At 55.1% G+C, this 23553-nt stretch carries 23 protein-coding genes; 14 read left to right on the forward strand and 9 right to left on the reverse strand.

The genetic code is table 11. The annotated features are described in order from the left end of the window. Window positions 1-127: 127 nt before the first annotated feature. The 3 genes from PMPD1_RS05035 to puuE are packed head-to-tail and all read left to right on the forward strand — an operon-like array spanning window position 128 to window position 2604. Window positions 128-844: a GntR family transcriptional regulator gene (locus PMPD1_RS05035; RefSeq protein ID WP_173633006.1), complete on the forward strand. Its 717-nt coding sequence runs from the start codon at window positions 128-130 to the stop codon at window positions 842-844. A 2-nt stretch (window positions 845-846) separates the two neighbouring features. Next, entirely contained in the window at window positions 847-1584 is a 738-nt protein-coding gene (hpxA, locus tag PMPD1_RS05040; protein ID WP_173633007.1) for an allantoin racemase, read from the forward strand. Between the two features lie 30 nt (window positions 1585-1614). Then, complete coding sequence (gene puuE / locus PMPD1_RS05045; protein WP_173633008.1) at window positions 1615-2604, forward strand: allantoinase PuuE; 990 nt, start codon at window positions 1615-1617, stop codon at window positions 2602-2604. Here the strand turns inward: puuE and hpxZ are convergent. Genes hpxZ through ggt form a run of 4 tightly spaced genes read right to left on the reverse strand, consistent with a single transcriptional unit; the run spans window position 2583 to window position 6146 of the window. After that, window positions 2583-2966: an oxalurate catabolism protein HpxZ gene (hpxZ, locus tag PMPD1_RS05050; protein ID WP_173633009.1), complete on the reverse strand. Its 384-nt coding sequence runs from the start codon at window positions 2964-2966 to the stop codon at window positions 2583-2585. The two genes, puuE and hpxZ, sit on opposite strands and share 22 nt — an antisense overlap. Beyond that, window positions 2963-4366 (reverse strand): AtzE family amidohydrolase, encoded by a 1404-nt coding sequence (locus PMPD1_RS05055; protein ID WP_173633010.1) that lies wholly within the window; start codon window positions 4364-4366, stop codon window positions 2963-2965. The genes hpxZ and PMPD1_RS05055 overlap by 4 nt, the downstream gene beginning before the upstream one ends. Further along, complete coding sequence (gene hpxX / locus PMPD1_RS05060; protein ID WP_173633011.1) at window positions 4363-4548, reverse strand: oxalurate catabolism protein HpxX; 186 nt, start codon at window positions 4546-4548, stop codon at window positions 4363-4365. Before hpxX ends, PMPD1_RS05055 begins: the two co-directional genes overlap by 4 nt. An 11-nt stretch (window positions 4549-4559) precedes the next feature. Continuing rightward, complete coding sequence (gene ggt, locus PMPD1_RS05065; protein WP_173633012.1) at window positions 4560-6146, reverse strand: gamma-glutamyltransferase; 1587 nt, start codon at window positions 6144-6146, stop codon at window positions 4560-4562. A 141-nt stretch (window positions 6147-6287) separates the two neighbouring features. Here ggt and hpxU point away from each other — a divergent pair, with 141 nt between their 5' ends. The 8 genes from hpxU to PMPD1_RS05105 all read left to right on the forward strand — a co-directional run bounded on the left by hpxU (window position 6288) and on the right by PMPD1_RS05105 (window position 13735). Continuing rightward, a complete protein-coding gene (gene hpxU / locus PMPD1_RS05070; protein WP_173633013.1) occupies window positions 6288-7127 on the forward strand; it encodes a MurR/RpiR family transcriptional regulator HpxU in 840 nt (279 codons plus the stop codon). A 183-nt stretch (window positions 7128-7310) separates the two neighbouring features. Beyond that, the gene (locus tag PMPD1_RS05075; protein ID WP_173633014.1) at window positions 7311-8108 is read left to right on the forward strand and encodes a transporter substrate-binding domain-containing protein; all 798 of its coding nucleotides are present in this window, start codon (window positions 7311-7313) and stop codon (window positions 8106-8108) included. Then, a complete protein-coding gene (locus tag PMPD1_RS05080; RefSeq protein ID WP_173633015.1) occupies window positions 8105-8770 on the forward strand; it encodes an amino acid ABC transporter permease in 666 nt (221 codons plus the stop codon). The genes PMPD1_RS05075 and PMPD1_RS05080 overlap by 4 nt, the downstream gene beginning before the upstream one ends. After that, on the forward strand, window positions 8770-9426 hold the full coding sequence (locus PMPD1_RS05085) for an amino acid ABC transporter permease (RefSeq protein WP_173633016.1): 657 nt from the start codon (window positions 8770-8772) through the stop codon (window positions 9424-9426). Before PMPD1_RS05080 ends, PMPD1_RS05085 begins: the two co-directional genes overlap by 1 nt. Continuing rightward, the gene (locus PMPD1_RS05090) at window positions 9407-10144 is read left to right on the forward strand and encodes an amino acid ABC transporter ATP-binding protein (RefSeq protein WP_173633017.1); all 738 of its coding nucleotides are present in this window, start codon (window positions 9407-9409) and stop codon (window positions 10142-10144) included. The genes PMPD1_RS05085 and PMPD1_RS05090 overlap by 20 nt, the downstream gene beginning before the upstream one ends. Window positions 10145-10162: 18 nt before the next feature. Continuing rightward, complete coding sequence (locus tag PMPD1_RS05095; RefSeq protein ID WP_173633018.1) at window positions 10163-11404, forward strand: pyridoxal-phosphate-dependent aminotransferase family protein; 1242 nt, start codon at window positions 10163-10165, stop codon at window positions 11402-11404. Beyond that, the gene (gene hpxK / locus PMPD1_RS05100; protein WP_435529711.1) at window positions 11401-12663 is read left to right on the forward strand and encodes an allantoate amidohydrolase; all 1263 of its coding nucleotides are present in this window, start codon (window positions 11401-11403) and stop codon (window positions 12661-12663) included. The genes PMPD1_RS05095 and hpxK overlap by 4 nt, the downstream gene beginning before the upstream one ends. 121 nt (window positions 12664-12784) lie before the next feature. Then, entirely contained in the window at window positions 12785-13735 is a 951-nt protein-coding gene (locus PMPD1_RS05105; protein ID WP_173633019.1) for an aliphatic sulfonate ABC transporter substrate-binding protein, read from the forward strand. A gap of 41 nt (window positions 13736-13776) precedes the next feature. Here PMPD1_RS05105 and PMPD1_RS05110 read toward each other — a convergent pair whose 3' ends face one another. From PMPD1_RS05110 to fadE, 3 genes are all read right to left on the reverse strand, one after another. After that, complete coding sequence (locus PMPD1_RS05110) at window positions 13777-14544, reverse strand: amidohydrolase (protein ID WP_173633020.1); 768 nt, start codon at window positions 14542-14544, stop codon at window positions 13777-13779. Next, window positions 14532-15692 carry a pyridoxal phosphate-dependent aminotransferase gene (locus PMPD1_RS05115; RefSeq protein WP_173633021.1) on the reverse strand — a complete coding sequence of 387 codons (1161 nt, stop codon included), beginning with the start codon at window positions 15690-15692 and terminating at the stop codon, window positions 14532-14534. The genes PMPD1_RS05110 and PMPD1_RS05115 overlap by 13 nt, the downstream gene beginning before the upstream one ends. Window positions 15693-15914: 222 nt before the next feature. Continuing rightward, on the reverse strand, window positions 15915-18359 hold the full coding sequence (gene fadE / locus PMPD1_RS05120) for an acyl-CoA dehydrogenase FadE (RefSeq protein ID WP_173633022.1): 2445 nt from the start codon (window positions 18357-18359) through the stop codon (window positions 15915-15917). Window positions 18360-18585: 226 nt separating this feature from the next. On the opposite strand from fadE, the gene lpcA reads away from it, so the two are divergent. Together lpcA and PMPD1_RS05130 are read left to right on the forward strand one after the other, a co-directional pair. Continuing rightward, window positions 18586-19164 carry a D-sedoheptulose 7-phosphate isomerase gene (gene lpcA, locus PMPD1_RS05125; protein ID WP_173633023.1) on the forward strand — a complete coding sequence of 193 codons (579 nt, stop codon included), beginning with the start codon at window positions 18586-18588 and terminating at the stop codon, window positions 19162-19164. Between the two features lie 77 nt (window positions 19165-19241). Further along, window positions 19242-20009: a class II glutamine amidotransferase gene (locus PMPD1_RS05130; protein WP_173633024.1), complete on the forward strand. Its 768-nt coding sequence runs from the start codon at window positions 19242-19244 to the stop codon at window positions 20007-20009. Here PMPD1_RS05130 and dpaA read toward each other — a convergent pair. Continuing rightward, the gene (gene dpaA, locus PMPD1_RS05135) at window positions 19980-20720 is read right to left on the reverse strand and encodes a peptidoglycan meso-diaminopimelic acid protein amidase (protein ID WP_173633025.1); all 741 of its coding nucleotides are present in this window, start codon (window positions 20718-20720) and stop codon (window positions 19980-19982) included. The two genes, PMPD1_RS05130 and dpaA, sit on opposite strands and share 30 nt — an antisense overlap. Before the next feature lie 251 nt (window positions 20721-20971). On the opposite strand from dpaA, the gene dinB reads away from it, so the two are divergent. Further along, window positions 20972-22027, forward strand: a complete 1056-nt coding sequence (gene dinB / locus PMPD1_RS05140) for a DNA polymerase IV (RefSeq protein ID WP_173633026.1) — start codon at window positions 20972-20974, stop codon at window positions 22025-22027. A gap of 39 nt (window positions 22028-22066) precedes the next feature. Here the strand turns inward: dinB and pepD are convergent, their stop codons facing one another. Next, a complete protein-coding gene (gene pepD / locus PMPD1_RS05145) occupies window positions 22067-23524 on the reverse strand; it encodes a beta-Ala-His dipeptidase (RefSeq protein ID WP_173633027.1) in 1458 nt (485 codons plus the stop codon). Window positions 23525-23553 lie beyond the last annotated feature (29 nt).

A 23553-nucleotide genomic window follows, 5' to 3' on the forward strand; every position in this document is an offset into this window, starting at 1 on the left:
ACATATCGGTTGGATATTGCCTCGCAACAGGTATTGCAGGATCTAGGCCAATCAGTGATTTTTTGTATACATAAATAAAAAAACATGTATACGATTCTGTATGCAAAAACCCTTACCGGAGCGGGTAATGAAAAGTGAAAGCGGCCTAAAGACGGCCTCAGACCTGAATGATAAGGATGAACCTATCTATCAGGCCTTACTCTCGGCGATGGTGGAACATCAGTTGCCGCCCGGCAGTAAATTGCCTGAGGAAGCGTTGGCAGAGGTGTTTGGCGTGAGCCGTACCGGCATTCGGAAAGTGCTACAGCGCCTCGCTGCAGTGCAAATGGTCAATCTGACGCCCAAACGCGGTGCACAGGTTGCCACCCCGGATGTGGAGGAGGCGCGCGATATTTTTCGGACCCGGGCGCTGCTAGAGTGCGCCAACTTACCGGACATAGTGACACACTGCCAGCCCCCACATTTAGCGGCGCTTGATGCGTTGGTTCAGCAAGAGCAGCAGGCGCATGAGGCACATAATGGCCCGGCGGCAATTCGCCTGTCGGCCGCGTTTCACATCCAACTACAGGCCATCTCGGGTAATCAGGTACTAACCGAGATGGTGACGCGTCTGACGCAGCGCTCCTCACTGGTGATTGCCGCCTGGGGCGCGCCCTGGCAGCAAGGATGTCGTTGCGATGATCATGACCAGTTAATTGTCCTGTTACGTGAAAAAAATCTCGTCGCGTTGACCACCGCCCTACAGCATCACTTCGATCACATAGTTGCCTCGCTGCATTTTGAGCGCGGCGGTGACATGCTGCCGGATTTCACCCGCTTATTTGCTCACATGAGAGTGCGTTAAAGATGGAAAAAATCGTTATTCAGGTGATCAATCCGAATACCAGTCAGGCAATGACGGAAACCATTGGTCGCGCGGCGCGCGCGGTGGCAGCGGCGGGAACTGAGATTGTCGCCGTTTCGCCGACACAAGGTGTGCCCTCCATCGAAGGCCATTTTGATGAAGCGATCGCCGCCGTCGGCGTGCTGGAACAGATCAAACGAGGCCGTGAACAAGGCGTGAGCGGGCATGTCATTGCCTGCTTTGGCGATCCGGGGTTGCTGGCGGCGCGTGAGTTAGCGTCTGCGCCGGTGGTGGGGATTGCCGAAGCCGCAATGCATATGGCGACGCTGGTGGCGACCCGTTTCTCGATTGTGACCACGCTACCGCGCACGCTGGTGATTGCCCGACACTTATTGCAGCAGTATGGATTTGAGCGCCATTGTGCCGCGTTGCATGCGATAGATCTGCCGGTGTTAGCGCTAGAAGATGGCAGCGGATTAGCGCAAGAGAAGGTCCGGGCACGCTGTCTCCAGGCGAAGCGTGAAGACGGGAGTGGTGCCATTGTGCTGGGATGTGGCGGAATGGCAACACTGGCAAAAGCGCTTACGCAAGAACTGGGAATACCGGTCATTGATGGCGTCGGCGCGGCGGTCAAAATGATCGAGTCGCTGGTAGCGCTCGGCTTATCCACCAGTAAACATGGCGATCTGGATTATCCCTTCGCTAAGCCATTGAGCGAGGCGTTTAGCCATCTCAATTAATCCACCGCCGCGATAACACGGGAAAATGCGATGTCAGATGCCGTAGAAAATAAGCCCTTTGATCTCCACGCGCACTATCCGCGCGATCTGCGCGGTTATGCCGGTAAGCCACCGCATGCCGCCTGGCCTGGCGGAGCGCGTATTGCGCTTCAATTCGTGCTGAATTATGAAGAGGGCGCCGAAAATCATGTCCTGCACGGCGATGCCGGTTCAGAGCAATTTCTGTCTGACATCATCGGCGTGGCAAGCTATGCCGATCGCCATATGTCGATGGATTCGCTGTATGAGTATGGATCCCGCGCCGGTTTTTGGCGCATCCACCAGGAGTTCCAACGGCGTGGCCTGCCACTCACCATTTTCGGCGTGGCAATGGCGCTGGCGCGTAACCCTGAAGTGGTGCAGGCCATCAAAGAAGCGAATTATGATGTGGTCAGCCACGGTTGGCGCTGGATCCACTATCAACATATTGATGTAGACACCGAACGCCAGCATATGCAGCAAGCGATTGAAACCTTACGCACGCTGTTCGGCAACGCACCTACCGGCTGGTACACCGGCCGTGACAGCCCGAACACCCGTCGCTTATTGGTGGAGCAGGGCGGCTTTCTTTATGATAGCGACTACTATGGAGATGATTTGCCGTTTTGGACGCCAGTGGCGTGTCAGGATGGCACGGTAAAACAACATTTAGTTATCCCCTATACGCTGGAAACCAATGATATGCGGTTTGCGACGCCGCAGGGGTTTAATACCGCCGAGCAGTTCTACACGTATCTTAAAGACAGTTTTGATGTGTTGTATGCCGAGGGAGAAACCGCGCCTAAAATGTTGTCGATTGGGATGCACTGCCGCTTATTGGGCCGGCCAGGGCGCTTTCGCGCGCTACAGCGGTTTCTGGATTATGTGGCGCAGCATGACAAGGTTTGGATTTGTACCCGGCAACAAATTGCCGGGCACTGGATTGCTACGCATCCCGCGCCACGCGCAGAACCCGCGAGTCAGCTCATTACGCTAACCTGAGCGGCCACAATCCGCCAGCCGCACGGCAATTTTACCCACGTCTGCTGCTGGCGCCCAATCTTATCGCTGCCTTCACGCGTGAACTCGGTGCTACACACCGCATAATCCTCACCGAAAGTAGTGATCACTGTATTACGCAATGTCCGCTCCAGCCCGGTCGCCGGGCGAGAAGCACGATAGTCGCGAATCGCTTCAATGCCGTATAAATTTTCGCCGGCACCGAGGCGAACGGTTCGGTCATCGTGCCAAAATAACTCATCCAGTACCTCAATATCATTGCCGGTTAACGCCTGTTCATAGCGATAAAAGGCGGCGGTCACTTCGGCAAGGATCGCCGGGCGGTCAATATATTCACTTTTCATGGCTCTACGCTCATTGTTGCGGCTTGCGCCTTAATCAAACCTTGCTGCTCCAGCGCGCGGGCAGCACGTAAACACGCCGCTTCGTTAAACGGCGCGGCAATTAATTGAATACCGATTGGCAAACCGCTTGCGGTCTGCATCGGTACGGTGACCACCGGTAACCCGAGGAAGGAGATGGGCTGCGTCAACATGCCCATACTGGCGCGCGTCGGCAGATCAGTGCCGTTAATATGGATGGTTTCCTGGCCGATAAGCGTCGCGCTACACGGCGTGGCGGGCGCAATCAACACGTCGACGCTTTCAAATAGCGGCAACACTTGCTGTTGGAAATGGCGGCGGAAGCGTTGCGCCTGCAAATACCAGGCGGCGGGTAACATAGCGCCAGCCAGTAAACGTTCGCGGGAGTGAGGTTCAAAGCGTTCCGGCATACTGCGCAACGCGGGTAAATAGTGGTTACCGCCCTCCGAAGCCGTCAGAATGAAGGCGGCGGATCGCGCAAGATCAACATGGGGTAGCGTGACCTCCTCCTGCGCATTGAGCGCTTGTGCGGCTCTGGCAACCGCCTGGCGGGCATCGTCATTACACCAGGTTTGAAAATACCCGCCTGCAACGCCAAAACGTAAATCTTCCACGCCCTGTTCCAGCGTCGGCAGCGCTGGCTGGAGCGCGGCGTTGGCCTGAAAAGCATCTTGTGGATCCTGTCCCTGTAATGCGTCATAGACGATCGCTAAATCTTCGCTACAACGCGCAAACGGGCCAATATGGTCAAGACTCGCCACAAAAGGATGGCTACCGCTACGCGACAGGCGCCCAAAGGTGGGTTTCAGGCCGAGGATACCGCATAAAGACGCCGGGACGCGGATCGAGCCATTGGTATCGGTGCCCAGGGCGAAGTGCACCAGCCCGGCGGCAACCGCAGCGGCAGAGCCACCGGAAGATCCACCGGCGATACGGGTGGGATCATGGGGGTTATGCGTGGTGCCATAATGGCTATTTTCGGTGGTAAAACCGTAGGCATAGGCATCCATATTCAGCATGCCGCTGAGTAAGGCGCCCGCTTTTGCCAGCTTTTGTACTGCCCAGGCATCGGCGCGCGCGGGCGGACGGTCACTAAATAAGCTGGCGCCCGCCAGGGTGCTGAAACCGGCGACATCAAACAGATTTTTAACCCCATAAGGGATGCCGGCCAGCGCGGGAAGCGGCTGCCCATCGCGGCGTAAGCCATCAAGACGGGCGGCCTCGCGTAGCATGCGTTCATGCGTCACTTCGGTCCAGGCATTGAGCGCCGGATTATGGCGCTCGATAGCCGCCAGTGTCTGTTGGGCAATCTCCTGCGCGCTGAGTTCGCCGTTATTTAGCGCAGAACGCAGTTGGGAGAGGGAAAGAGAAGAGAGATTCATGCCCGATAGACTCCTGCCACTTCTAGCCGATCATCCAGCGGGAACGCCATCAACGGCTCAGCCATCGCGGCGATACGCGTCATTTGCGTCAGTAATTCGGCGCGGCGAGTTTCATTCAGTTCCAGGTCCAACATCTGTTCCATTTGGGCGATATAGGCCGCGAGGTCAGCGGGATGGTTCATAGTTTCTCCTGTTAAAAGCCAGCGGCGCTACCGTTACTGCGCGGATCAAAGGCGCCCTCAAACATGCCGTTATTGTGTCGTACGATGGCGCCGGCGTGACCGACGGCTTCGCTAAAGTCTTCCAGTAATTCAACCTCATGACCGAGCGCGCGCAGTGTTGCCACGGTGTGTGGCGAAAAGCGGCCCTCCACTTTCAAAGAGTCTGACAATTGGCCCCATGTTCGCCCTAACAGCCAGCGTGGCGCGCTCACCGCTTGTTGTAGAGGCATCCCCTGCACCACATGGCGGGTAAAAATCGCCGCCTGAGTTTGCGGCTGACCGTCTCCGCCCATGGAACCATAGACCAGCGTGCGGCCATCGTGCAGCCGCGCCGCCGCGGGATTGAGGGTATGAAACGGCTGTTTACCGGGCGCCAGCGCCAGTAAATGGCCCGGCTGTAAGCTAAAGGCCGCCCCACGGTTTTGCCAAACAATGCCGGTATCCGGTAGCACTACGCCGCTGCCGAATTCATGATAAATACTTTGGATGAAAGAGACCGCCAGACCACTGCTGTCCATGACGCCAAGCCACACCGTATCGCCCGGGCCGCGTCCGGTCCCCCAGGGCGCAGCGCGGGTATCATCAATTTGCGCCGCCATTGCCGCGAGGCGTTCGGGTTCCAGTAGCGTTTGTAACTCTTCTTCGATGTGCGCCGGATCGGTGATATAGCGGTCACGCAGGGTAAACGCTTGTTTCGTCGCTTCGACCAGGCGATGCACCGTTTGGGCCTCATCGGCTTGTGCCATAGCCAAATGATCGGTAATGCCGAGAATCGCCAGTGACACCAGACCTTGTGTCGGCGGCGTCATATTAAACACTTCGCCTTGTTGATGCATGACGCGTAGCGGCGTACGGCGTTTGGCACGGTGTGCCTGCAAATCATTGAGGGTAATCGGCATGCCAAGATCGGACATTTCCCGCGCCAGTTTTTTCGCCAGCGTGCCGCGATAAAAGCTATCAAGCCCTTCATCGGCAAGGAGGCAGAGCGTATCCGCCAGGGCTGGCTGGGTGAAGCGGCTGCCGGTGCGCGGTATTTCACCATCCGGGAGAAAGGTGGCGGCAAAGCCCGGCAGGTCGCGCAATTCATCCAGTTTGGCGGCGGTGGCGTTGGCCTGAGATTGGGTCACCGGAATGCCATCTGCGGCATACCGAATCGCATCACGCAGTAGCCGGGGCAGCGGCAATGCTGTTCCGCCGAGTTCCTGGGCGAGACGTAGCGCTTCCGCCCAGCCGCTAACCGTACCGGCAACCGTCAACGCCGCTTTGGGTCCACGATGTGGGATCTTTTTTTCACCGTGATAGAAATCGAAATGCGCCAGCGAACCGGCGGCGCCGCTGGCATCAATCGCCACTGGCTCGCCGCCGGGCGGCATCACCAGCCAAAATCCGTCGCCGCCCAATCCATTCATATGGGGATAGACCACCGCGATAGTCGCTGCGGCAGCCACCATCGCTTCAATGGCGTTGCCGCCTTCGCGTAGTACCGCCAGCGCGCTTTCGCTGGCCAGATGATGCGGCGCGACCGCCATACCCTGCGGCGCCATGTTGCTCTGTATCATTGCATTCTCTTATTGTCGGGTCACACAAAGGTGGGAAGCAAGAGCTGTTCCAGGTCGTGCCATCATCGTGATACCGGTTGATGGCATCATGACAAAGTATGTTATGTTTGGTTGAAACGAAAGTTACAGGAACGAACCATAATGCAACAGCTTGATGAACGTTTAAAGCGCTGTTATGCGCAATTGTCGCCGCAGGAGCAGCGCATTGCAGATTTTATCTTCGACCATTTTGACGATCTGATCAGCTATAACAGCGCTGAATTGGCGCGGCTCAGCGGCGTATCAAAAGCCACCGTAAGCCGTTTGTTTAAACGTCTCGGCTATGAAAAATATAAGGATATGCGTGAGGAGCTACGTACTCTGCGCCAGAGTGGTATGCCGTTAACCGACAATCGGGACGCGGTGCAAGGCAATACGCTGCTGTCTCGTCACTATAAACAGGAGATGGCGAACCTAACACGCTGGGTTAACCACCTCGATGCGCAGCAATTTGGTGAGGTCATTCAGGCGCTGTCGCAGGCGCGGCGCATTTTTATTGTTGGCCTGCGCAACGCGTATCCGGTCGCGCTACATCTGCGCCAGCAACTGCTACAGGCTCGCACACACGTCTCTATTTTACCGCAGCCGGGACAGACGCTGGCGGAAGAGGTGGTGGATATTACCCCGCAGGACGTGGTGGTGGTGGTCGCATTTCGCCGCCGTCCGCGCATTATTCAGCCGCTGCTGCGGCAATTACAGCATCTTACTATCCCAGTGTTAGCCCTGAGCGAACCACAGGCGCAAAGCATCGCGCCATTAGTGCGCTGGCATTTCTCCGTGCCGCTGGATAGTGTCTCGGCATTTGATAGTTACGCGGCGGCAATGGGGCTGATTAATTTATTGGCCAATGCATTACTGCATGAACGCTTGTCGCAAGGGCGGCAGCGTATTCATCAAATTGCTGACCTTTACCAGCAACTGGATGAGTTGGAACAACGCTAACGGGGCACCTTTTCGGTGCCTTGCACTTTTTTGGTTCATTTTTCCTCCATCCCGGTTTGTTGTTTCCCCTGATGGCATTGGGCTTTCTTGCCTGACCAGCGCTGTGTCTTTTTATGGCACGTTAGTTGCAGAAATGGATTATAAGAATCTTTTGTTTCATTATGACTAACCAGGGTGACGAGAATGAAGAAAGTAATAATGGCAGTGCTTGGTGCAGTGTTATTGGTGTCGCAGGTCAGTGAAGCCGTTGCCGATCAGCTTACCGCCATCCAACAGCGCGGCATCTTACGCGTGGCGATACCCCAAGATTTTCCACCCTTTGGTTCAGTGGGCACCGATTTACAGCCTCAGGGTTACGACATTGATATGGCGAAGTACCTGGCAAAGCAGATGAAACTAAAGTTACAACTGGTGCCGGTAACCAGCGCCAATCGGGTGCCGTACCTACAAACCGATAAGGTGGACTTGGTTATTTCCAGCCTCGGGAAAAATGCCGAACGTGAAAAAGTCATCGATTTCAGCCGTGCCTATGCGCCTTTTTTCCTCGGCGTGTTTGGCCCGAAACAGAGTAACCTAAAAGATGCGGCGGCGCTCAGCGGGCAGACCATCGGCGTTACGCGTGGCGCGGTTGAAGATATGGTGTTAAGCGGTCTGGCACCCAAAGCGGCACAAATTAAACGCTACGAAGATAACAACACCACGCTCTCCGCCTATCTTTCCGGCCAGGTGCAGTATATCGCTACCGGCAATTTGGTGGTGGCGGCCATCGCGCGGCAAAACGCGGATAAAGCGCCGGTCGCCAAATTTATGCTGCAGGATTCGCCGTGCTTTATCGGGATGCAAAAAAACCAGACGGCGTTGAAAGCGAAAGTGGATGCGCTGATTGAGCAGGCACTGAAAGACGGCACCTTAAACGCTATGTCGAAAACCTGGCTGAAAGCCCCGCTGCCGGCTGATTTAGGCGCTCAGGATCGCACATGATCGGGTCGCTCAATTTCTCAGCATTATGGCCTTGGTGGCCTGACCTGGTGGCTGGCCTGTGGGTTACCGTGAAACTGACGGTGTTGGCGACGGTCGGCGGCGTGGCGCTGGGGATTGTGGGCGCCGCGCTGCGTAGTGGCAAACCGGGTTGGGCCAGCCGCCTGTGGGGGATTTACGTCGAGCTGATCCGTAATACGCCATTTGTGGTGCAGCTCTTTTTTATCGTGTTTGGTTTACCCCACCTTGGCGTGAGGATGACCGCAGGGGAAGCGGCATTAGTAGCGATGCTGATTAACCTTGGCGCTTACAGTACCGAAATCATTCGCGCCGGGATTCAGGTTACGCCGAAAGGGCAATGGGAAGCCGGGCGGGTGTTGGGATTGAGCCGCAGCCAAATCTTTTTCCGGGTGGTTTTGCCACCTTCGCTCAAACGTATTTATCCGGCGTTGGTCAGCCAATGCATCATCGTGATGCTCGGTTCCTCGGTCGTTTCGCAAGTCTCTTATGAGGAGTTAACCTTCGCCGCCGGTCTTATCCAGTCACGTACCTTTCTCAGTTTTGAGGTCTATTTTGTCACCACGGCACTGTATCTGGCGCTATCGATCGCCATGCGCCAATGTTTGCTGGCAATTGGGCGCAAATGGTTTGGGGAACAATATTGATGGCAACCTTTACCGATTGGGACATTGTACGCAACTTGCTATTGGCGCTGCGCTGGACGGTACTGCTTTCGCTGACCGCTTTTTGCGGCGGTACGCTGGTCACTCTGCCGTTACTGTTAGTGCGCCTTTCACGCCGCCGTTGGCCGCAACGGCTGCTGCGGGCATATATCGAACTGTTTCAGGGCACGCCGCTATTGATGCAGTTGTTCCTGGCTTTTTTCGGCGTGGCCTTGTTTGGCATTGATGTTTCGCCGTGGACCGCCGCCTCGCTGGCGCTCACGTTATATACCAGCGCCTTTTTACTCGATATTGGGTATGGCAGCGTGCGGGCCTTGCCAAAAGGGCAATGGGAGGCGGCCCGCTGCCTGGGATTAAGTTTCGGGCAAACACTTTATCGGGTGGTTGCGCCGCAAGCGTTACGTATAGCGATTGCGCCGACGGTAGGGTTTGCGGTGCAGGTCATTAAAGGTACCGCGCTGGCGTCGATTATCGGCTTCGTTGAGCTAACCAAGGCTGGCACCATTTTGAATAACGTTACCTTGCAGCCATTTAAAGTCTTCGGGCTGGTGGCGTTGGGTTATTTCCTGCTGTGTTATCCGCTGTCGCGCTACAGCCAATATCTGGAGAGAAAATTCAATGCCGCTGATCACCATTAATCAGGTGCAAAAATATTACGGCGATAACCATGTGCTGAAAGGCGTCGATCTGGATATTGATAGTGGAGAGGTGATTTCGATTATTGGGCGTAGCGGTTCTGGTAAAAGTACCTTGCTGCGCTGTATGAACGGCCTTGAAGGCTACCAGGATGGCAGTATCAAACTGGGTGGTATGACGATTACCGATCGCGATACGCAGGCGCGGGAAATTAGCCGCTCCATCGGAATGGTATTCCAAAGTTTTAATCTGTTCCCCCATATGACTGCGCTGGAAAATGTGATGCTGGCGCCGCGCCGGGTGTTAAAAAAATCGGTGGCAGAGTGCCGTGACCTGGCGCGTCAGATGTTGGAAAAAGTCGGGTTAGGCGAGCGTCTCGACTATTACCCCTCCAGCTTGTCTGGCGGACAACAGCAGCGGGTGGCGATTGCCCGCGCGCTGGCAATGTCGCCGAAAGTGTTACTGTGCGATGAGATTACCTCTGCGCTCGACCCTGAGCTGGTGGGCGAAGTATTAAAAGTGCTGGAACAACTTGCCGCCGAAGGCATGACATTGATTCTGGTGACGCATGAAATGAATTTCGCCCGTGAAGTGGGCGACCGTGTTGTCTTTATGCATCAAGGGCGCGTGTGGGAGCAAGGCGACAGTAAGACGCTGTTTGCCCAGCCACAAACGCCAGAACTAAAACAGTTTATCTCTTCGGTGCGCGGCCTCAACTAAAGTAAACAGGAACCCGCTATGGATATCACGCATTATCCACAAATTAACCCACCGCAGCGCTTATTGATGGGGCCCGGCCCGATTAATGCCGACCCGCGCGTTCTGCGGGCGATGTCAGCGCAACTAATTGGTCAATACGATCCGGCGATGACGCACTACATGAATGAGGTAATGGCGCTCTACCGGGCGCTGTTTCGCACGGAAAACCGCTGGACGCTGTTGATTGATGGTACGTCACGCGCCGGGATTGAGGCGCTATTGCTATCGGCAATTCGTCCCGGCGATAAAGTCCTGATCCCGGTTTTTGGCCGTTTCGGATATTTACTCTGTGAAATCGCCCGCCGCTGCCGTGCCGAGGTTCATACTCTGGAAGTCCCGTGGGGTGAGGTGTTCACGCCGGATCAAATTGAAGATGCGATTAAGCGGGTGCGCCCGCGCCTGCTATTAACGGTACAGGGCGATACCTCGACCACCATGCTGCAACCGCTGGCGGAGCTTGGCGCCATCTGCCGACGCTACGATGTGCTGCTGTATACCGACGCGACCGCTTCATTTGGCGGCAATGCGTTAGAAACCGATGCCTGGGGGCTGGATGCGGTCTCGGCGGGTATGCAGAAATGCCTCGGTGGCCCGTCCGGCACCTCGCCAGTGACGCTCAGCCCGCGTATGGAGGCGGTTATTCGGCGGCGCAAATGCGTTGAGCAGGGGATCCGTACTGCCGGGCATCAAGAGGGCGAAGAGGAGATGGTCTACTCGAACTACTTCGATCTTGGCATGATCATGGATTACTGGGGGCCGGAGCGATTAAATCATCATACCGAAGCCACCACCGCGCTGTTTGGCGCCCGTGAGTGCGCGCGCATTCTTCTACAAGAAGGGCTGGAGAACAGCATTGCACGTCATCGCCTGCATGGCGATGCGCTATTAAAAGGCATTCAGGGAATGGGGCTGGCAACCTTTGGCGACCTACGCCACAAGATGAATAATGTCCTCGGCGTGATGATCCCGGCGGGCATTGATGGCGAGCAGGTGCGTAAATTGCTGTTGGATGATTTCGCCATTGAGATTGGTACCTCGTTTGGCCCGCTAATCGGTAAGGTATGGCGCATCGGCACCATGGGTTATAACGCCCGGAAAGATTGTGTGCTGCAAACGCTGGCGGCGCTAGAAGCGGTGCTGAATCGCCTCGGTTTTTCCACCACGCAAGGGGCGGCGATGCAGGCGGCGTGGGACCATTACGCGAACGGGAGTTGCGAATGAGCCTGATAAGTTCTGCCGACGCACAGCGCGCGGCGGCACGGGTGATGGCGCGCTGTGATGCGCTGGCAGAGATCAGCGCCACCGCCGGGCAACTGACGCGGGTTTATTTATCACCGGAGCATCTGCGGGCGAATGCCTGCGTGGGCGAGTGGATGCGGGCGGCGGGAATGGCCGTTTGGCAAGATGCGGTCGGCAATATTTGCGGGCGGTATGAAGCAGAATGTGCCGATGCGCCTGCGTTATTACTGGGTTCTCATCTTGATACGGTACGGAATGCCGGGCGCTATGACGGGATGCTGGGCGTAGTCAGCGCGATTGAGATAGTACAGTTCCTGCATCAACATCAGTTACGGCTACCGTTGGCGATTGAAATTATTGGTTTTGGCGACGAAGAGGGAACGCGTTTTGGCATTACTCTGTTGGGCAGCCGTGGCGTAACCGGCAACTGGCCCTCTACGTGGCTCGCACAGGCTGATGAGAACGGTGTGACGGTGAGCGAGGCGTTAAGCCTCGCCGGACTGGATGGGCAGAAAATTGCGCAGGCGGCACGCCGGACGGAGGATATCGCGGCATACCTTGAACTGCATATTGAGCAGGGGCCCTGCCTGGAACAGGCAGAATTAGCGCTCGGCGTTGTCACCGCGATCAATGGCGCGCGGCGCCTTAACTGTACGTTTACTGGCCAAGCCGGTCATGCCGGAACGGTACCGATGGCGCAACGCAAAGATGCGCTGACCGCGACGGCGGAGTGGATGGTGGCCATTGAGGCGAGCACCGCGCGGCATCATCCACAATTGGTCGCCACGGTGGGCAGCTTGCACTGCGCGCCAGGCGCGGCGAATGTTATTCCCGGTGAGGTTCGACTCACGCTTGATGTGCGCGGCCCGGAAGATGAAGCACTGGCGGCGCTGCTGGCGGATTTACTGGCGCAGGGGCAGGCGATCGCCGAACAACGTGGCGTACGGTTCAGTACTGAAGAGTACTATTGTACGCACGCGACCGCCTGCGATGTAGTTTTACAAAACGCGTTGACGCGCGCGGTCAGCGCTGTGCAAGGGCGGTCGCTCTCGCTGCCGAGCGGCGCAGGCCACGATGCAATGGCGATAGCCGAACGCTGGCCGGTAGGGATGCTGTTTGTCCGTTGTGCGGGCGGCATTAGCCATCATCCGGCGGAAGCGGTCGATGAAGATGATGTGGCGCTGGCGCTGCAAGCCTGGGCGCAGGCGGTTTCTGAACTGGCGTCGACGCTGGCGAGTTAATGCGCTACCAGCCGAACCCGGCTTTGCCGTTACGTGAATAACCATGCTTACTTTTGTTATTTGACCCTTGGCGCATCGTTTGTCTCTTATGGCGTTTTAAGTCATGAATACGGGAAAAACGATGAGGATGCTTTATTCACTGCGGGCCGGGTTACTGATTGCGGGTTTGTTCGCAATGGGTTACCTGCAGGCGGCGGAACAAACAGTACGTATTGGTTATCAAAAGTCATCAACCTTGATCACGCTGCTAAAACAGCGCGGTGAACTGGATAGTGCGCTAAAAAAACAGGGCATTACGATTAGTTGGCATGAGTTCTCCAGCGGGCTGCCATTGCTGGAGGCGCTTAATTTGGGGGATGTGGATATTTCTGCCGATGTTGCCGATACCGTGCCGGTATTTGCCCAGGCGGCAGGCGCCCAGCTCACTTACTATGCGCGTGAAGCGCCATCCCCTGGCGCGCAGGCCATTTTGGTGCCTGTCGACTCCCCGATTAAAACGCTGGCGGATTTAAAAGGGAAAAAAATTGCCGTCACGAAAGCAGCCGGTAGCCACTATTTGTTGATTGCGGCGCTGGCGAGGGCGGGGTTGCGCTTCAGCGATATTACTCCCGCATGGCTAACGCCTGCCGATGGGCGAGCGGCGTTTGAAAATGGCAGCGTTGCCGCCTGGGTAACCTGGGAACCGTTTGTCTCCAGCGCGCAGGCCGAACAAAAGGTCCGTATTCTGACTACCGGCGAGGGGTTAGCTAACTATCAGCGCTACTATCTGGCTTCGACCAAATACGCGCAGGCGCATGGCGCAGTATTACAGACGGTCTATGACCAACTGCTCAGTCAGGCGCAATGGCTAAAAACGCATCCCGATCGGGCGGCGGCTATTCTTGGGCCGTTGTGGGGCAACCTGAATGCGGCCGTTGTCGCCAAGGCAAACGCACATCGCAGCTATCAAGTCTTGCCGGTTGCGGCGGCGGATCTGGCTGAACAGCAGAAAATAGCCGATGCGTTTTATCAGGCCAAATTGTTACCGAAAGCGATTAACGCGCGCGATGTTGCGCTTTGGCAACCGAAGTAGTCAAAGGATCCGCCCTTTCGTCACCGAAAGGGCGATAGAGGTTATAACCGGAAAGGATCGGCATCGCGCCAGGCAGGGAAGGCTTCGCGATAGTCCCGTAGCGCTTCCAGCGAGAGGTCGGCATCCAGTTGTGCCGGTTGATGCGGCGCGGCGCTCGCCAAAATATCCCCCTTTGGCCCGATGATCACACTGTCACCGCTGTACTGATGCTGATTATCATCGCTACCGACGCGGTTACAGCCCGCGACATAGGCCTGATTTTCAATCGCCCGCGCAACCAATAGAGACTGCCAGTGCAAGGCGCGCGGCGCGGGCCAGTTTGCCACATATAACGCGAGGTCGTAATCGTTCTGATTGCGGGAAAATACCGGGAAACGTAAGTCATAGCAGACTTGTGGCAAAATACGCCAACCGCGCCACTCCACGATCTCACGCCGCTCGCCCGCCTGATAATAGTGATGTTCATCCGCCATCCGAAACAGGTGGCGTTTATCGTAAAAATGCAGCGTACCGTTCGGTTCAACCAGCAAAAAACGATTTACAGCGCCCTTGTTGGTTTTAATCGCCGCACTACCGCCAACCAGCGCATTGCAGGATTGCGCCTGCTCGCTTAGCCATTCGACCACGCGCGCCTGCGGCAACGAGTTTTCCGCCGCCTGCATGGCAAAACCGGTTGTGAACATCTCTGGCAGAATAATCATATCGCGCTGGCGGATGTGCTGGAGTAGGCGACCAAAGTGCGCCAGATTCGCTTCACCGTCCATCCAGACTAACGGCTGTTGCAACACGCTCAGTTTTAAAGTTGACATAACCGCTCCGCAGCCGCATCCAGCGTGGCTTCTTGTTTGGCAAAACAGAGTCGCACCAGTTTGTGCGGGAAAGGGGCGGCACAAAATACCGACAGTGGGATAGCCGCCACGCCGACCTCGGTCGTGAGCCATTGGCAAAAACTCACATCATCCAGATCGGAAATGGCGCTGTAATCCACTAATAAGAAATAAGTGCCCTCGCACGGTAGCACTTCAAAACGGCTGCTCGCTAACGCCTGAACAAACCGATCGCGACGCGCGCGATAAAAGTCAGGAAGCTGGCGATAATGTTCCGGCGCTGCACGTAACATATCTGCCAGCGCCAGTTGCGCCGGGGTATTCACTGAAAAGGTGAGGTATTGGTGCACCTTACGGACTTCCGCACTTAACGCGGGCGGGGCAACGCAATAACCCACTTTCCAGCCGGTCATATGGAAGGTTTTACCAAAAGATGACACCGCAATTGCGCGCGCGCGTAGCCCGGAATGCGCTAATACGCTGGCATGGCCCTGCGGATCGAAACAGATATGCTCATAGACTTCGTCGCTTAATACATAGATCTCATGCGGCGCGATAGCCTGCCATAACGCGGCAAAGTCGTCCGGCTGCCAGACGGTCGCTGAAGGGTTATGCGGCGTATTCAGGATCACCAGACGAGTACGCGGCGAAAGTTGTTCGCTAAAAGCATGCCAATCGACGCGGAAAGCGGGCGGTTGCAAGGCAAGGCGCTTTAATACCCCGCCGGCGAGCGTGACGGCAGGGGCATAGCTGTCATAGCTGGGATCAAAACAGATCACCTCGTCGCCTGGCCGCACCAGCGCGGTAATCGCCGCGTACAGCGCTTCAGTGGCGCCAGCGGTCACCGTCACTTCGCTCTCCGCATCCGGGCGATAACCATACAGTTCAGCGGTTTTATCAGCAATGGCGGTACGTAGTGCGGGAACGCCGGTCATTGGCGCGTATTGATTGGCACCCTGGCTGACATGCCAGGCCAGACGTTGCTGTAAGTAGTCCGGACCATCGAAATCAGGAAAACCCTGCGACAAGTTAATCGCCTGGTGTTGCGCAGCCAGCGCACTCATGCGGGTAAAGATGGTGGTGCCAAGAGTCGGGAGTTTACTCTCGGGAATCAACGGGTAATGACTCATAACTGACTGACCTTAGTCGTTGACGGGGATGCGGTAAAACGTTAAGGCCTCACTATAACATGCGCATGGCAATTGGCAATCAAGACGCTTAGACGGCTAAAAAAGGGAAATGAGGCGGTTTTTCATAAATCTGGTTGGTTTAAACCAGAAAACCAACGGCGTTTCTCTTTCCTGAAGGGAGGGCGAGTTAAGGCCCGTCAGCGGGCCTTAACTATTTACGTTTTATGCGGCTTCATTACTGCGGCTAACCGCCGGTAACTTTACTGGCTGCGTCGCGAGCGCATCCGCCTCGAACTCATCCACGTTAATTGAACGCAGACGGCTTGCCTCGGCGCGGGTTAGCGTTTCTGCCTCTTCGGCGTTGATCCATCCTTCCTGTAGGCCGCGTTGTGCTAACTCATCCAGTCGGGTAAACGACAGATGTTTTTTCAACTGCTTACACAGGCGATCGTGAATCACTTCTGCCGCCATCACATCGTGCAGCGCCGCTTCCAACTGACCCACCGGGTTATGTTCGCTTGGCGTCAGATATTGACCACGTCCCAAACGAGTACGGGTCGCGGAGGGCAGCTGGAGGATTTTCGCTAACTGATGATCCAAACCATCGGATGGCGCACGGCAGTGACGACCGGTTGGGAAAATCACCACCCGCAACAGACCCGCCACCAGACGCTGAGGGAAGTTACGCAACAGGTCATCCATAGCGACTTCCGCCTGATTAAGCGCATCCTGCACGCCCCAGTGTAATAACGGCAGGTCGGCCTCATTACGTCCTTCATCTTCATAACGTTTTAGTGCGGCGGAGGCCAGATACAGTTGACTCAGAATATCCCCCAAACGGGCGGAAATACGCTCACGGCGTTTCAAACTCCCGCCCAATACCGACATTGAAACATCAGACAATAACGCAAGGTTAGCGCTAATCCGATTCAGATGTTGATAGTAACGGCGTGTCGCATCACGAGTGGGCGAACGGCTGGTGCGTCCCGCTGTCAGGCCAAGCCACAGGCTACGCATTTTATTGCTGCCGACATGACCGATATGGCTGAACAGTGCTTTATCAAATGCCACCACATCATTGCTCTGTGCTGCCGCCATTTCCTGTAGCACATAAGGATGGCAACGAATGGCACCCTGGCCGAAGATGATCATGCTACGGGTCAGAATATTGGCGCCCTCAACGGTAATCGCGATCGGCGCGCCTTGGTAGGCACGGGCAAGGAAGTTATTATTACCGAGCATAATTCCTTTCCCGCCGGCAATATCCATCGCGTCGATAATGGCGCGCTGCCCACGATGGGTACAATGATATTTCACGATAGCGGACAGCACCGCCGGTTTTTCACCTTGCATAATGCCGTAGGTAATTAAGGTTGCCGCCGCATCCATCACATAGGCGTTACCGGCAATACGTGCCAGCGGCTCTTCAATCCCTTCCATTTTACCGATCGGTAATTTGAATTGGCGGCGAATATGGGCGTAAGCGCCAATTGCCAGCGCCAGGCTTTTCAGGCTACCGGTAGAGTTAGACGGTAGGGTAATTCCGCGTCCAACCGATAAACATTCCACCAGCATACGCCAGCCCTGGCCGGCCATTTTCGGGCCACCAATGATGTAATCAATCGGAACAAAAATATCTTTCCCACGGGTGGGGCCATTTTGGAACGGGACGTTCAACGGAAAATGGCGTTTACCAATCTCTACGCCCGGCGTTTGGGTAGGGATTAACGCACAGGTAATGCCTAACTCTTCCGTCTCACCTAATAGATGTTCCGGATCGGAGAGTTTAAACGCCAGCCCGAGCACAGTCGCGATCGGTGCCAGCGTAATGTAGCGTTTGTTCCAGGTTAGACGCATGCCCAGCACCTGCTGGCCTTGCCAGGCACCCATACATACCACACCGGTATCGGGGATAGCGCCAGCATCGGAACCCGCTTCCGGGCTGGTTAAGGCGAAACAAGGAATTTCCTGCCCACGCGCCAGCCGCGGCAGATAATGATCTTTCTGCTCATCGGTGCCGTAATGTTGTAATAACTCACCGGGGCCGAGTGAGTTCGGTACGCCAACGGTAATCGCCAAAATACCGGATACCCCGGCCAGTTTCTGCAATACGCGCGACTGCGCGTAGGCTGAAAATTCCAGCCCGCCATACTCTTTCTTAATGATCATGGCGAAGAAGCGGTGCTGTTTTAAATATGCCCACAGTTCCGGCGGCAGATCGGCCATTTCATGGGTGATCTGAAAATCATTTGCCATGCGGCACGCTTCTTCTACCGGACCTTCCAGAAAGGCTTGCTCCTCTTCTGTCAGTCGCGGCTGCGGATAGTGATGTAACTTTTCCCAATCCGGCGTACCGCGAAACAGATCGCCTTCCCACCAAGTGGTACCTGCCTCGATCGCTTCTTTTTCGGTACGCGACATCGGCGGCATCACCTTTTGAAAGGTACGCAGCATCGGTTTAGAGAACAGCGCGCGGCGCAACGGCAGCAGGTTAAACGGCGCCAGGATGATCGCCAACGGTACCAGCAGCCACGGGGTCCAAAGGTGTAACATTGCCATCGCCGCCGTCCATACCAGCACCAGCAGACTGCTAAGCAGTAGCGAAACGCGGTGATAGAAGAGTGCGCCGATCAGCACAATCGTCGCGACAATACTGAGAACCATCATAATGAACCGCTCCGTAAGTAGTAAGAGGTCTGACCTGTTTGAGTCTCCTTACAGGTTTAGAGCAGATAAGGTTTGTTAGCAATGTGTTTACATAATAATTACAACCTGGCTCACACTCCGTTGGCATCAAAAGTCAAAGCAGCTATCGACCTGCTGCGGCGCTTCCCGCCTTATAGGCATTCCGGTAAACTGGATTGCGACTCTTACTCATCCAAAGGACGCCTTTATGTACCAGGATATTATTCGTTCCGAACTCAACGAAGCAGCGGATACGCTCAATAAATTTCTCAGCGATGAAGCGAATATTCACGCCATTCAACGTGCCGCGGTGATGCTGGCCGACGCGTTTAAAGCGGGAGGAAAAGTATTGTCATGCGGCAATGGCGGTTCGCATTGCGATGCGATGCACTTTGCCGAGGAGTTGACGGGCCGCTATCGTGAGAACCGTCCTGGTTATCCGGCGATTGCGATTTCGGATGTTAGCCATCTCTCCTGTGTCAGTAATGATTTTGGTTATGAGTATGTTTTCTCGCGTTATATTGAGGCGGTAGGCCGGGCGGGCGACGTGCTGTTAGGGATTTCGACCTCCGGCAATTCCGCTAACATTATTAAAGCCATTGAGGCCGCACGCGCGCAGGGGATGAAAGTGATAACCCTAACCGGTAAAGACGGCGGGAAAATGGCCGGAACGGCGGATATTGAAATTCGTGTCCCACATTTTGGTTATGCCGATCGTACCCAGGAGATTCATATTAAAGTGATTCATATCCTGATGCTGTTGATTGAAAAAGAGATGGTGAAATAAGGGAAACGGCGCGAGGTCGTTTCCGGTTGTCGGGGCGGGGTTTCCCGCCCGCTGAATATCTTCACAGAGGCGTCACTATGTGCGAACTGCTCGGGATGAGCGCGAACGTCCCAACAGACATCTGTTTTAGTTTTACCGGGCTGATACAGCGCGGCGGCGGCACCGGGCCGCATAAAGATGGTTGGGGAATTACGTTTTACGAGGGCAAAGGCTGTCGCACATTTAAAGATCCGCAACCGAGCTTTAACTCGCCAATTGCGCGGCTGGTTCAGGAGTATCCGATCAAGTCCCATTCGGTGGTGGCGCATATCCGCCAGGCGAACCGCGGGAAAGTGTCGCTGGAAAATACGCATCCGTTCACGCGCGAACTGTGGGGCCGTAACTGGACCTATGCCCATAACGGGCAGTTGAAAGGGTATCGTCAACTGGAGACCGGGCATTTTCGACCGGTAGGCGAAACCGATAGTGAAAAAGCCTTTTGTTGGCTGCTGTATAACTTGTCGCAGCGGTATCCGCGCACGCCGACTAATTTCCCGGCGATGTTTCGCTACGTCGCAGAGTTGGCGACGGAGTTAAGAACCAAAGGGGTCTTCAACATGCTGCTGTCGGATGGACGCTATCTGATGGCATTTTGCTCCACCAATCTGTTTTGGATAACGCGCCGCGCGCCATTTGGCAAGGCGACCTTACTTGATAGAGATGTGGAGATTGATTTTCAGAAGCAGACCACGCCTAACGACGTGGTCACAGTGATTGCCACTCAGCCGCTGACCGGCAATGAAACCTGGCACAAAATTGAGCCAGGCGAGTGGGCGTTATTCTGCCTTGGTGAGCGCGAGGAATGAGTTAGACGTGTTGGTCGCGGGGCTCATCGCCGGGCTACTGTTCAACACATATTTTCCAGAGTTAACCGAAACCGTCGGCGGCTGATGGTGCGCGGCGAACCAAGCGTAGCCGGGCTGTAACTGTTTCCAGAAACTGGCGTAATAAGAGTTACGGTGGCGTTGCATGTTACTCTCGGTCATACGGAACGGATAAATACTGACTTCCACTTCCGACTGGCCGTTGCGTAGCGCGGCATTTACATAGGTGAAGATCTCATCCATGTAGGCATTGGTCATGGCGTAGCAGCCAATCGAAACGCAGTTGCCGTGAATCATCAAATATTTCCCGTCATACCCTTGCTGACGATCATATTGGTTGGGAAAACCAATATTGATGGCGCGATAGAAGCGGCTGTCCGGCTTGAGCTGATTCAGCTTCACGCTATAAAACCCTTCCGGGCTTTTAAAATCACCCTGACGGCGTTTTGGCCCCAAACCGCCAGAGAAATTACAGATGCGATAGCTATCCAGCAGGCGGTATTCGTTACCGATTTTGCCGTATAACTCCAGCGTACGTTCTTCTTTGAAGATCTGAAGATAGACCGGGGTGCCTAATAATTGTTTCTTTAACTCTTTGCTGACCGGCGCCAGTGGTTGAACTGGTTCAGGCGTGCTTGCCATGCTGAGGGCTGGCAAAAGAATCATCGCAAAAAACAGTGCGATTTTGCCCATTCTGTTTCCCTTGATAAAGAGGGGTTGACCTGCAACGCCGAGTGGCGTCTGTAACATGCATTATCGGAAAAATCCGCTATCGCTGCGCCACATTAACATTGTCTATTTTTTTATCAAGATCCAAAGCGGTAATTTAGGCGTATTCGTTAATGAAAAGCCGGGAACCGGCCTAACGTCGCGTTTTGCGCGCGCGGGATCGATTGAACTCTCCGGTTGGTGCTGTATACTTATACAGTTATTGTGGAGGGGATATGCGCAAAATCATTCATGTTGATATGGACTGCTTTTTCGCCGCGGTTGAAATGCGGGATGATCCCAGCTTGTGCGCTATTCCGATGGCGATCGGCGGCAGCCGCACGCAGCGTGGCGTGATCAGTACCGCCAATTATCCGGCGCGCAAATATGGCGTTCATAGCGCCATGTCAACCGCCATGGCGCTAAAACTGTGCCCGCATTTGAAACTGTTGCCAGGGCGTTTTGACGCTTATAAAGAAGCCTCGGTCCAAATTCGTGAAATTTTTTCCCGCTATACCTCCTTGATTGAGCCTCTTTCGCTGGATGAAGCGTATCTTGATGTCAGTGAAAGCCCGCACTGTTATGGGTCAGCTACATTAATTGCGCGCGAGATTCGGGAAACCATTGCGCGTGAATTAAATTTGACCGCTTCGGCCGGGGTGGCGCCGGTGAAGTTTTTAGCGAAAATCGCGTCGGACCTGAATAAACCCAACGGCCAATTTGTCATTACGCCGCAGGAGATGCCGCAGTTTTTGCTTACCTTGCCGCTGGCAAAAATCCCCGGCGTTGGAAAGGTAACCGCAAAGAAGTTGGAAGAACTGGGTCTCATAACCTGTGGCGATGTACAAAAAGCCGATCTTGCCGCCTTGTTAAAGCGCTTTGGTAAATTTGGTCGGGTGCTGTGGGAGCGTTGTAACGGGATTGATGAGCGCGAAGTCATTACTGAGCGGCAGCGCAAGTCGTTGGGCGTCGAGCGTACTCTGTCGGAAGACATTCACAGTTGGCAACAGTGCCTGGAAATTATTGATGTGCTGTACGATGAACTGGAGCGGCGGCTAACCAAAATTAAGCCGGATCGGCATATTGCGCGGCAGGGCGTGAAGTTGAAATTTAATGATTTCCAGCTTACGACCCAAGAGCATGTCTGGCCGATGTTAAATAAGGCGGATCTGGTGGCGGTGGCGCAGAAAACCTGGGATCAACGGCGAGGCGGCCGTGGCGTGCGGCTGGTCGGGTTGCATGTCACGTTGTTGAACCCACAGCTTGAGCGGCAGTTGCTGCTGGGGTTGTGAGAAGCGGCCAGACATGCCCGGCCGCCACGGATTGAGACTTTATTTAACCGGAATCACCTTCAGCAACTCGGTCAACAGCGTCCAATATAATCCCACGCTTTCTATATGTACCTGCTCATCCGGCGAGTGCGGGCCGGTAATGGTTGGGCCGATAGAAACCATATCCATCTCCGGGTACGGTTTTTTAAACAGGCCGCACTCTAGCCCGGCGTGGATCACCTGAATGTTCGGCGTCTTACCAAACAGGGTCAGATAGGTCTCACGCACCAGCGCCATAACCGGTGAGTTGGCATCGGGCTGCCAGCCAGGATAGCCACCTTTTGGCGCGGTTTTAGCGCCAGCCAGTTGGCCCAGCGAGGTCAGCATCTCAACTACATAATCTTTACCGCTATCAATCAACGAACGGATCAGGCAGATGATCTCCGCCTGATTATCGCTAATCGATACCACGCCAACGTTTAATGAGGTTTCAACCACGCCGGCCATCACGTCGGAGTTACGGATAACGCCGTTAGGCGTGCTATTGAGTAGCGCGGCGAAACGGTCACGGCTATCGGCGGTGAGCGCCTGTGCGCTGTGGGTAACCGGCTCAGTCAGGACGGTAATATTTTTTTCTTTCGCCCCTAACTCATTTTGCAAGATCGCCAGGTAACCCGTCGCTGCCGCTTTTAAGGCATCGATTTTATCGCCAGCCACCGCGATAGTGGCGAAAGCTTCGCGCGGAATGGCGTTACGTAGCGTGCCGCCGGTGAAATCAATCAAACGCAAATCTAATGCGTGGCCGTGCGCGGCAAGGAAGCGCGCCAGCAACTTGTTGGCATTCCCGAGGCCGAGATGAATATCCGCGCCGGAGTGGCCGCCTTTCAAACCTTTAATCGTCAGTTTCAGCGTTTCAAACCCCGCCGGTACCGCTTCACGCGTAAGTGGCAGGGTAGTGATGAAATCAATACCGCCGGCGCAACCCATGTAGATTTCGCCTTCTTCTTCAGAATCGGTATTAATCAGGATTTCTGCCTGTAGCCAGTTTGGCTGCAAACCAAACGCGCCATCCATACCGGCTTCTTCCGTCATGGTCAGCAATACTTCTAACGGGCCATGTTCAACCTTGTCATCGGCCAGTACCGCTAAGGCCGAAGCCATGCCGATACCGTTATCCGCACCCAGCGTTGTGCCGCGTGCTTTGACCCACTCGCCATCAACCCAAGGTTGAATAGGATCGGTAGTGAAATCATGAACCGTGTCATTATTTTTCTGCGGCACCATATCAAGGTGCGCTTGCAGCGCGACCGGCTGACGATTTTCAAAACCCGGCGTCGCCGGTTTGCGGATCAGAATGTTGCCGACCTGATCGCGTTCGCACCAGAAGCCTTTTTCCTTCGCCCAGGACAGGATATGTTCAGCCAGCGCTTCTTCGTGATAAGAAGGGTGCGGAATAGAGCAGATTTTGGCAAAAATATCCCACAGCGGCTGTGGCGATAATTGAGACAATTCAGACACGACAAGTCTCCTGTGTCAGCGAAACGGGG

Source organism: Paramixta manurensis (genome assembly GCF_013285385.1).
GTDB classification, from domain to species: domain Bacteria; phylum Pseudomonadota; class Gammaproteobacteria; order Enterobacterales; family Enterobacteriaceae; genus Paramixta; species Paramixta manurensis.